Raw genomic sequence first — 9,862 nt, 5'->3', positions numbered from 1 at the left:
TTGTGGCTCGCGTTTGCGCGGCCGCCGCTTGCTCCTTCGTCGCGTGCGCGGCGGCCGCGCAAACGCGAGCCAGACTGCCAACGGAACAGGCTCGGTCTCGCTTCGCTCGAAACCTGGAGTGACGGTGCGCCGGCCGCGTTGGCGTTCGAGCTCGGGACATTCGCATGTAGCTCGGGTGCCTGACCGGTGCTGAGGGTGTCCCGGGGCGCGCAGGCCCGAGCGCGAGCCGGGCCGCGAATGGAATTCAGTCGCCTTCGGTGCTCAAGTTCTCCAAGATCTCCGTCGCCCACGTCGCGGGTACCGCGTCCGGCCCCGCTACTCGCATGGCGCTCATGACGGTGAGCAGCATTCCGGTGGAGAGGAAGCGGCGCGCCTCGGTTTCCGGTGCTCCGGTCAGTTCGCGGATCAGGTGGTAGATACCGCCGAACCTGGCCCGGACCTGGTCGCCGATCTCCGGGTCCGCGCTGGCCGCGAAGCCGTGCAGCAGAAGTTGGAGCAGTTCGCGTTCGGCGAGGAAGACCGAATAGCCGGTGGCGAGGGCGGCGAGGGCTTCGTCGGGGGCCGCCTCGGGCGATGCCTCGGCGCGCGCGGCGCGGAAGATCTCCTCGATCCGGTCGCAGACGCGGTGCTGGGCGGCGCGGAACAGGTTCTGCTTGGTGCCGAACAGCCGGATCACGTAGGGCTGTGACACGCCCGCTCGCCGGGCGATCTCGTCGGTCCTGGTAGCGGCGTAACCGCATTCGGCGAACGCGGAGACCGCCGCGCGCAGCACCTGCTCGCCCCGTTCGGACGCCGTCATCCTGGTTCTGGTCGCCATCGTTCTCCGTTTTCGCTGGTACCGGCCTTGCTCTTGACATGTTATCAGTCGATGCATACCGTTTCGAGCATTAGTTATCAGTCGATTACAACAAGGACTGGACATGACCGAGACCTTTCCATCCGCCACGGCGACCGTCGCCGCGCCCGAGGCGACGATCGGCGGTCGCAGGCTCGCCGCCGTCCTCGCCGCGGTCGGTATCCCGATGTTCATGGTCACGCTGGACAACCTGGTCGTGACGAACGCGCTGCCGGTGATCCGCACCGAGCTGGGCGCCTCGCTGGCCGACCTGCAATGGTTCGTCAACGCCTACACGCTGTCGTTCGCCTCGCTGTTGCTCACCGCGTCCGCGGTCGGTGACCGACTGGGCAGGCGGCGGATCTTCCTGCTCGGCATCGCGCTGTTCACACTGGCGTCCGCCGTCTGCGCGCTGGCGACCGGACCGGGCATGCTCATCGCGGCGCGGGCGGTACAGGGATTCGGCGCGGCGGGGGTGATGCCACTGTCGCTGACCCTGTTGTCGGCGGCGGTGCCGGAGAAGATGCGCAGCGCCGCCATCGGCATCTGGGGCGGGATCGCCGGCCTCGGCGTCGCGCTGGGGCCGCTCATCGGCGGCGCGGTCGTCGAAGGGTTGAGCTGGCAGTGGATCTTCTGGGTGAACGTGCCGATCGGCCTGGTCGTGCTGCCGTTCGCGCTGCGGGTGCTGGCGGAGTCGCACGGCGGCAGCCGACGAGTCGACCTGTTGGGACTGCTGCTGTCGGCGGGCGGCGTGCTGGCGGTGGTGTGGGGCGTCATCCACGGCGCCGATGATGGCTGGACGTCTCGTGGCGTGCTGTCCGCGCTGGTCGGTGGCGTGTTGCTGCTCGGTTGCCTGATCGCCTGGGAGCTGCGCACGCGGGAGCCGATGCTGCCGCTGCGCCTGTTCCGCTCCCGCGCGTTCCGGGTGAGCAACATGACCGGCTTCACCTTCTCGATGGGCGTCTTCGGCTCGATCTTCCTGCTGGCCCAGTACTTCCAGGTCGTGCAGGGCTACGGACCGCTGCAATCCGGCATCCGCACCATGCCGTGGACGATGGCGCCGATGGTGGTCGCTCCGCTGGCGGGTTTGATCGTCGACAAGGTCGGCGCCCGTGCGCTGCTCACCACCGGGCAGACATTGCTCGCCGTCGCGCTGGGCTGGATGGCGTTGGTCACTTCCGTCGACGCGAGTTACCTGTCGTTCGTCGGTCCGTTCCTGCTCGGCGGGATCGGCATGGGCCTGACTTTCGCGCCCGGCGCGACCGTGGTGATGGCCGCCGCGGCGGAGGAGGATCGCGCGATGGCGTCTGGAACCAACAACACCCTGCGGGAAGTCGGTGTCGCCATGGGCGTCGCGGTGCTGGCGTCGGTGTTCGCGGCGCGGGGCTCGTACCTGGATCCGCAGAGCTACGTCGACGGACTGGTGCCCGCGGTGTGGGTGGGTGCCGCGATCGTGGCGGTCGGCGCGCTGGGGTCGCGGTTGCTGCCCCGCCACATCACCGCCGCGCGCTGACCGCACTGTCGCGCGCTGATCGCGGAGCGCCCGGTCACTGGGTATCGGCCAGGGCCGGGCGTTTCGCGGCGGCTGTCGGAGCTGGTCTTTCGCTGCCCTGACCGGTCACCGCCTGCGAGCCTGTGACGAGTCGCGCCGTTCCGGACGGGTAGTGGAGCGGGGCCGGCGCGCGCCCGTCCGGCTCGCGGGTACCACACGGCTCGCGCGGCGTGGCGGGTAATCCGCGTGAATCCGCCGAGGCCCATCGAATACGATTGCGACCAGCAGCAATGCGGGCAGGCGTGCAGCGGTGCCCGCGAATTGATCCCCAGGGGAGAGACGGAGCATCGTGGCCGACGACATCGACGCAGGCGAGCAGAACGCGGCGCTGACCGAGGAGGCACTGGCCGCGGCCGCGGCGGCCGCCGAGAAGGCGTTCGCCGCTGCCGCCGACCTGGATGCGCTCGCGGTCGCGAAAACCGAGCACCTCGGCGGTAAGGCGCCGCTGGCGCTGGCCCAACGCGCGCTGGGCGGCCTGCCCAAGACGGAGAAGGCGGACGCGGGCAAACGGGTCAACGTCGCCAGGTCCAGGGTGTCGGAGGCATTCGAGTCCCGCCGCGCCGCGTTGCTGGCCGAGCGCGACGCCGCCGTGCTGGTCGCCGAGACCATCGACGTGACGCTGCCCGCACGCCGGGCGGCCGTCGGCGCGCGGCATCCGATCACCGTCATCTCCGAGCAGATCGCCGACGTGTTCGTCGCGATGGGCTGGGAGGTCGCCGAAGGTCCCGAGGTGGAGACCGAGCACTTCAACTTCGACGCGTTGAACTTCCTGCCCGACCATCCGGCCCGCACCATGCAGGACACCTTCCACATCGCGCCGGAGGGCTCGCGCCAAGTGCTGCGCACGCACACCTCGCCGGTGCAGGTGCGTTCGATGCTGGAACGCGAGCTGCCGATCTACGTGGTCTGCCCGGGCCGCACCTTCCGCACCGACGAACTGGACGCCACGCACACACCGGTGTTCTCCCAGGTCGAAGGCCTGGCGGTGGACAAGGGCCTGACCATGGCGCATCTGCGCGGCACGCTGGACGCGTTCGCTCGCGCGCTGTTCGGACCACAGACCCGCACGCGCATGCGGCCCAACTACTTTCCGTTCACCGAGCCCTCCGCCGAGGTCGACGTGTGGTTCCCGGACAAGAAGGGCGGTGCGGGCTGGGTCGAATGGGGCGGCTGCGGCATGGTGAACCCGAAGGTGCTGATGGCCAGCGGGATCGACCCCGAGGTGTACAGCGGGTTCGCCTTCGGCATGGGCCTGGAGCGCACGCTGCAGTTCCGCAACGGCATCCCGGACATGCGCGACATCGTCGAGGGCGACGTGCGTTTCACGCTGCCCTTCGGTATCCGGTCCTGACCCCACCCTTCGATCGAGAGAGCGAAACGTCAAGTGCGAGTAGCGCAGTCCTGGCTGACCGACATCATCCAGCGCACCAACCCGGAGTGGTCGGTGACGCCGGAGGAGCTCGACGCGGGATTCGTCCGGGTCGGGCTGGAAGTCGAAGAGCTCGACCAGCTCGAGCGGATCGCGGGTTCGGAGGAGGGCGGCGAGCCGCTGGTGGTCGGCCGCGTCGCCGAGATCACCGAACTGACCGAGTTCAAGAAGCCGATCCGCTTCTGCAAGGTGGACATCGGTAAGCCCGAGTTGCAGGAGATCATCTGCGGCGCACGGAATTTCCAGGTCGGTGATCTGGTGGTCGTGGTGCTGCCCGGCGGCGTGCTGCCCGGCGGGTTCGAGATCACCTCGCGCAAGACCTACGGTCACGTGTCCAACGGGATGATCTGCTCGGTCGCCGAACTGGGGATCGGCAAGGACCATTCCGGCATCCTGGTGCTGGAACCGGGCACCGCCGAGCCCGGCGCCGACGCCAACGCGCTGCTCGGTCTGGACGACACCGTCATCGAGCTGAACATCACTCCCGACCGCGGTTACTGCTTCTCCGTTCGCGGCCTGGCGCGCGAGCTGGCCTGCGGTTTCGATCTCGAGTACGCCGATCCGGCGGTGCGCACCCTGCCCGACCACGAGCAGGAAGCCTGGCCGATCCGGGTCGAGCCGGACTCCCGGTGCACGCGCTTCGCGGCCCGCCGGGTCACCGGCGTCGACCCGGAGGCGGTGAGCCCGTGGTGGTTGCAGCGCAGGCTGCTGTTGTCGGGCGTACGCCCGATCTCGCCCGCCGTGGACGTCACCAATTACGTGATGCTGGAGTTGGGGCAGCCGCTGCACGCCTTCGACGCGAACAAGGTGTCGGGCGGATTGGTGGTCCGTTCCGCGCACAAGGGCGAGAAGTTGCGCACCTTGGACGACGTCGAGCGCGCCCTCGACGTCGAGGACGTGGTGATCGCCGACGATTCCGGCGTCATCTCCTTGGCCGGTGTGATGGGCGGCGCGAGCACCGAGGTCGGCGCGGAGAGCACCGACATCCTGCTCGAGGCGGCCACCTGGAACCCGCTGCTGATCTACCGGACCGCGCGCAGGCACAAGCTGGTGTCCGAGGCGGGCAAGCGGTACGAACGGGTCGTCGACCCGGAGATCAACGTGGCCGCGCTCGATCGAGCGGCCACGCTGCTGGCCGAAATCGCCGGCGGCACCATCGAACCCGTGCTGACCGACGTCCGGACCCCCGTCCCGGCGCCCGAGCCGATCCGGATGGACATCGACCTGGCCGACCGCGTCGCGGGCGTCACGTACGCGACCGGCACCTCGGCGCGCCGCCTGGCCCAGATCGGCTGCACGGTCGAGGTCGGCGTCAGCGAGGCCGGGCACGGTCAGCTGGTGGTGACCCCGCCGAGCTGGCGGCCCGACCTGGCTCAGCCCGCCGACCTGGTGGAGGAGGTGCTGCGGCTGGAGGGCCTGGAGCGGATCCCGTCCGTGCTGCCGGCCGCACCGGCCGGGCGTGGGCTCACGCCGACCCAGCGCCGCAGGCGCGCCGTCAGCCGCGCGCTGGCGTTCGCGGGCGCCGTGGAGGTGCCGCCGCCGGTGTTCCTGCCCGCCGGAGTGTTCGACACCTGGGGCCTGGACGCCGACGACCCGCGCCGCGCCACCACCAGGGTGCTGAATCCGCTCGACGTGGAGCGCGCCGAGCTGGCCACCACCCTGCTCCCCGGTTTGCTCGAGGTGGCGGTCCGCAATATCTCGCGGGGCGCGCGTGACCTGGCGATCTACGGCATCGCGCAAGTCGTGCTGCCGGGCGCGAACACCAGAGCGGTCGATCCGCTGCCGGTGGACCGGCGCCCCACCGACGAAGAGATCGCCGAGTTGCTGGACTCGCTGCCGGAACAGCCGGTGCACGTGGCCGCTGTCCTGACCGGCCGCAGGGAGCCGCGCGGGCCGTGGGGGCCGGGCCGTCCGGTCGAAGCCGCCGACGCGTTCGCCCTCGCCGACGCCGTCGGCGACGCGGCCGGTGTGACCATCGATCGCCGTGCGGCGGCTCAGCTGCCCTGGCATCCCGGGCGCTGCGCCGAGCTGGTGGTCGACGGAACGGTTGTCGGCTACGCGGGTGAGCTGCATCCCGCCGTGCTGGAACGTTCCGGCCTGCCGCCGCGCACCTGCGCCGTCGAACTCGACTTGGACGCGCTGCCGCTGCGCGAGTCCCGGCCGGTCCCGACGGTGTCGCCGTTCCCCGCGGTGCTCCAGGACGTCTCGGTGAGCGTCGAGAAGACCGTCCCGGCGGCGTCCGTCGAGTCCGCACTGCGCACCGGCGGCGGCGAGCTGCTGGAGGACATCGCGCTGTTCGACGTGTACGAGGGCGCTCAGGCGGGTGAGGGACGTAAGTCGCTCACCTACGCCCTGCGTTTCCGTGCCACCGACCGGACCCTCACCGAGGACGAGGCAAGTGCGGCACGCGACGCGGCCGTCGCGGCGGCGGCCGACGCCGTGGGCGCGGTGCTGCGCGGCTGACGCACGCGGTCACCGCAACCGGCTACCGGCCGAGTTCGATCGTCTCCGCGGGTCGGGCGGCGACCGGCGTCCGCACCGGCCCTGCGGCGGTGGGCCGCGGCTTCGAGCGCTCGTGTCGCGGCACCCGCCCGACCCGGCCTTGCCTGTTCAGGAGTAAGAACATGGGCATGCGACACCCGGCCCGTCCGATCCTCAACGCGCTGACTTATCTGCCGGAGCGGACGGTGCTGCAAACTCCGGCGCTGCTCGGCATGGAGTACACGGACCTGTCCCTGCCCACGGCGGACGGGCAGACCGTGCACGCGTGGTGGATGCCTGCCCGCGATTCGATCGGGCACATCCTGTTCGCGCACGGGAACGCGGGCAATCTCGGCGACCGGGTGCCGATCTTCGCGTTGCTCACCGAGGCCGGTTTCGACGTGCTGGCCTTCGACTACCGCGGCTACGGGCGCAGCACCGGGAAACCGACCGAGCACGGCACCTACCTGGACGCGCGCGCCGCGCGCAGGGCGCTGCTGGAACAACCCGGCGTCGATCCGAATCGCGTGTTGTACCTGGGCAAGTCCCTCGGGGGCGGTGTCGTGCTCGAGCTGGCACAGCACCATCCCCCGGCCGGAGTGATGCTGATGTCCACCTTCAGCGGCCTGCGCGACGCGGCTCGCTCGGTGTATCCGTTCCTGCCCGCGGCCTTGGTGCCGAACGCCTATCCGAACGAACGCCGCATCCGCGCGCTGCGCGCCCCGGTGCTGATCATGCACGGCGACCAGGACGAACTGCTGCCGCTGCGGCACGCGCAACGGCTCTACGCCGCGGCGCCGGAGCCGAAACGGCTGGTGGTCTTCCCCGGAGCCGGGCACAACGATCTGATCGTCGTGGGCGGCTCGGCCTGGTACGACCTGGTGCGCGACTGGGCGGGTGCGCGCGTGCGGTCGTGAACGGCCTTCGGTGCGGTCGCGCGTGCGTAGCCTGGCGGTATGAGTGACAACAGCGAAATCGCGAGCCGGTTGGCCGGGCTGCCGGACGCGGAGCTGGCAGGTGTACTGCTGGCCGCAACGGCGGCGCGTCCCGGGTTCGCGGCGGTCCACGCCGCGCTGGTCGGGCTGTTGGAAACCGGTGATGCGGCTGCGGCCGGAGATGTGACTCCTGCCACCCCGGCCGGCGGGCCTGGGTTCCCGCAGCACACGCCCGATGTGTCGGGCCAGGTCGGCGGCGGTTCCGCGGTACCGGCGGTACCGGTACCGCCGCCGGGTATGCCGGAGTCCGCCGCGAGTGGCGGATATTCGGCCTCCGGTGTTCCTACTTTCGAGTCAGTTCGCGATAAGGTCGAGCATCGCTACGGCACCGCGCAGGGGATGGGTGAACTCGACCGGCAGACTCCAGCGGGCCGCGGCGTGGACGAACAATGGCAGGCACGTGAGCAGGCCGCGCGTGAGCGCCTGGACCGGATCCGGAAATCGTTGCACGGCAACGACGCCGACCCGCACCAGCCGTGAACCGTGCCGGGCGCGCCGCACGAGGTGTGATGGGTGGAATTCGATGAGCGAGCCGCGTGAGATCGCCGAACGGCTACTGGAGGCCCAGGTGGCATTCCTGCTCGCCGAGGTGACCGGCGAGCGTTTCGCGGAGGTGGTCGCGCGCGACACCGAGGCGGTGCTCGGAGTCGCCGACACGCTCGTCTTCCGGGACGTGGTGGAGATCGACCAGGCCAAGCAGACCGTCCGCACGGTCGTCGAGCTGATCGGCGGCAGTCCGGTTCTCGCCGATATGGTCGGGGTGTTCGCCGACTCCATCTACGACCACATCGCCGCCAACCACGACTACACGCTCGGCGAGGTGGTCGAGCGCGAGCCGGTGGAGGCGCTGCTGGAAAAGATCTTCGGCATGCACCAGGCGCAGGAGCGCATCCTGGATCGGCTCACCGAGAGCCCGCTGGTGGCCACGGTCGCGTCGAAGTTCGTGGACAAGCTGATCAACGACTTCATGCAGGCCAACCGGGAACGCGCGGAGAAGATCCCGGGTGTGTCCTCGCTGATGTCGCTGGGCCAGTCCGCGGCCAATCGCGCCAAGAAGGCCGCCGACGGCACCTTCGTCGGCGACCTCGCGGGCAAGGGCGCGCTGTTCGCCCTCAAGCGGACCAACAACGCCATCCGCGAGATGCTGCGCGATGCCCCGGTGCACGCCGCCGCGATGGAGTTCTGGGATCTGCATGCCGACGAGCCGGTCAGCGGTCTGCGCGAATACCTCAGCCGGAAGGATCTCAACGAGCTGGTGCTGCTGTGCTACGAGATCGCCGTCACCACCCGCGAGAAGGAGTACTTCGGCCTGCTCCTGGACGAGTGCGTGGAGGTGTTCTTCACCAAGTACGGCGACTACACCTTGGCGGCCATGCTGCCCGAACTCGGTCTGACCGGTGACGACATCGTCCAGGAGATCCTCCGGTACGGACCGGCGGTCATCGAGGGCGCGAAGCGCGAAGGGGTTCTCGCCGGGTTGATCCGCGAGCGCCTCGCCCCCTTCTATACCTCCGACGAGGTACTCGCCATCCTCTCTGTCTGATTTCCAGCGCCGGGCTGTGTTCGTTCTTCCAGCGCCTGCGGCGCTGGGTGTTCGCGGCCCCTTCATGGCTCGCGTCCGAGCGACCGCCGCTTGCTCCTTCGTCGCGGACGCGACGGCCACTCGGACGCGAGCCGGGCCGCGAACGGCGCATGCTCGGTCTCGCTTCGCTCGAAACCGGTGGTTGAGCTGGTGTGGTTGCGTGCGAGAGTAATCGGGGGTCTGAGTTTCGCCGATGCCGCCGCGAGATGGTCGTGGTTGTCGGGTGCGCCAGGCGAATCCGTACCCGGTCCTGCGCCGAGGGGGGCGGTGCTATTTCGGCAGCGCCGGGACGATCGCTTCGCCGATGGTCGCGAGGCGATCGCAGGGGTTCTGGTCCGCGGTCTTGTTGACCAGGGTCAGTTGCAGCAGGCCCTGCCGGGCGGGGAAGAGCACGTCGCACATTTGGTCTTTGGCGGCGTCGTCCACGCGGAACTGGCGTCCGGTGCGTCCGGCGATGGTGACGTCCTGGAAGTCGACATTGCCCGGCTTCCGCTCGAACTCGGCAACGGACATGTTGTTGGAGAACACGCCGAGGGTGAAGTCGGCGCCCTTCCATCCGCAGATCTCCCAACCGGGCTGCTTCACCCCGCCGACGCCGACCTGCTTGCTCGCCGGGTCGAGTCCGGCGCTCGTCAGCGCGGCGTCGGGGATGCCGGTGCAGGGATCGAACAGCTGGGTGGCCGTGCCCGCGGCGCTCGCGGTCTGCGTGCTGGTCGTCGCGGGGGACCCGCCGGACTCGTCGCCGCAGGCGGCCAGTCCTAACGCGAGTGCGATCGCCAAGGGAACCAACGTAATTCGGTGCGCCATCCAGCCCTCTTGCCATCCGGTTTGTCGCGCCGGACTGTATCAGAGTCGGGCCGCGAGGTTTCGCGGCGGGCGAAGGTGGGTAGGACACAACGAGTCTCGGCATTCGTTCGCGGATGCCGGTTTTGTCGCGCTCGTAACTCTTCGTTGCCAGTGTGTTTAGAAGTCCGCACAGTGTCCGTTT

Annotated in this window: 8 protein-coding genes; 6 read left to right on the top strand and 2 right to left on the bottom strand. The window is 69.7% G+C overall.

The annotated features are described in order from the left end of the window. Positions 1 to 244: 244 nt before the first annotated feature. Complete coding sequence (locus tag ACWESM_RS33805; protein ID WP_355080640.1) at positions 245 to 817, bottom strand: TetR/AcrR family transcriptional regulator; 573 nt, start codon at positions 815 to 817, stop codon at positions 245 to 247. 103 nt (positions 818 to 920) lie between these two features. Here ACWESM_RS33805 and ACWESM_RS33800 point away from each other — a divergent pair, with 103 nt between their 5' ends. The 6 genes from ACWESM_RS33800 to ACWESM_RS33775 all read left to right on the top strand — a co-directional run bounded on the left by ACWESM_RS33800 (position 921) and on the right by ACWESM_RS33775 (position 8,835). Continuing rightward, positions 921 to 2,348 (top strand): MFS transporter, encoded by a 1,428-nt coding sequence (locus ACWESM_RS33800; RefSeq protein ID WP_452495227.1) that lies wholly within the window; start codon positions 921 to 923, stop codon positions 2,346 to 2,348. 328 nt (positions 2,349 to 2,676) lie between these two features. Beyond that, on the top strand, positions 2,677 to 3,738 hold the full coding sequence (pheS, locus tag ACWESM_RS33795) for a phenylalanine--tRNA ligase subunit alpha (RefSeq protein WP_452495225.1): 1,062 nt from the start codon (positions 2,677 to 2,679) through the stop codon (positions 3,736 to 3,738). A gap of 33 nt (positions 3,739 to 3,771) precedes the next feature. After that, a complete protein-coding gene (gene pheT, locus ACWESM_RS33790; RefSeq protein ID WP_452495224.1) occupies positions 3,772 to 6,279 on the top strand; it encodes a phenylalanine--tRNA ligase subunit beta in 2,508 nt (835 codons plus the stop codon). 161 nt (positions 6,280 to 6,440) lie between these two features. Then, positions 6,441 to 7,214, top strand: a complete 774-nt coding sequence (locus ACWESM_RS33785; RefSeq protein ID WP_355080647.1) for an alpha/beta hydrolase — start codon at positions 6,441 to 6,443, stop codon at positions 7,212 to 7,214. Positions 7,215 to 7,253: 39 nt separating this feature from the next. Continuing rightward, complete coding sequence (locus ACWESM_RS33780) at positions 7,254 to 7,772, top strand: PspA/IM30 family protein (protein ID WP_355080649.1); 519 nt, start codon at positions 7,254 to 7,256, stop codon at positions 7,770 to 7,772. Between the two features lie 43 nt (positions 7,773 to 7,815). Then, the gene (locus tag ACWESM_RS33775) at positions 7,816 to 8,835 is read left to right on the top strand and encodes a hypothetical protein (RefSeq protein ID WP_355080651.1); all 1,020 of its coding nucleotides are present in this window, start codon (positions 7,816 to 7,818) and stop codon (positions 8,833 to 8,835) included. 309 nt (positions 8,836 to 9,144) lie between these two features. On the opposite strand, the gene ACWESM_RS33770 is transcribed toward ACWESM_RS33775, so the two are convergent. After that, on the bottom strand, positions 9,145 to 9,654 hold the full coding sequence (locus tag ACWESM_RS33770) for a DUF3558 domain-containing protein (RefSeq protein WP_355080653.1): 510 nt from the start codon (positions 9,652 to 9,654) through the stop codon (positions 9,145 to 9,147). Positions 9,655 to 9,862: the final 208 nt, after the last annotated feature.

Source organism: Nocardia sp. NPDC003999 (assembly GCF_053604885.1).
Note: the sequence above shows the minus strand (reverse complement) of the source record. Positions and strands in the feature narration are given on the sequence as shown.

Excerpts from the sequence above, each read along its gene's own strand:
- ACWESM_RS33780 (WP_355080649.1), top strand. The coding sequence starts at position 7,254 with ATGAGTGACAACAGCGAAATCGCGAGCCGGTTGGCCGGGCTGCCGGAC.
- ACWESM_RS33785 (WP_355080647.1), top strand. The coding sequence starts at position 6,441 with ATGGGCATGCGACACCCGGCCCGTCCGATCCTCAACGCGCTGACTTAT.
- ACWESM_RS33800 (WP_452495227.1), top strand. The coding sequence starts at position 921 with ATGACCGAGACCTTTCCATCCGCCACGGCGACCGTCGCCGCGCCCGAG.
- ACWESM_RS33775 (WP_355080651.1), top strand. The coding sequence starts at position 7,816 with ATGAGCGAGCCGCGTGAGATCGCCGAACGGCTACTGGAGGCCCAGGTG.
- ACWESM_RS33805 (WP_355080640.1), bottom strand. The coding sequence starts at position 817 with ATGGCGACCAGAACCAGGATGACGGCGTCCGAACGGGGCGAGCAGGTG.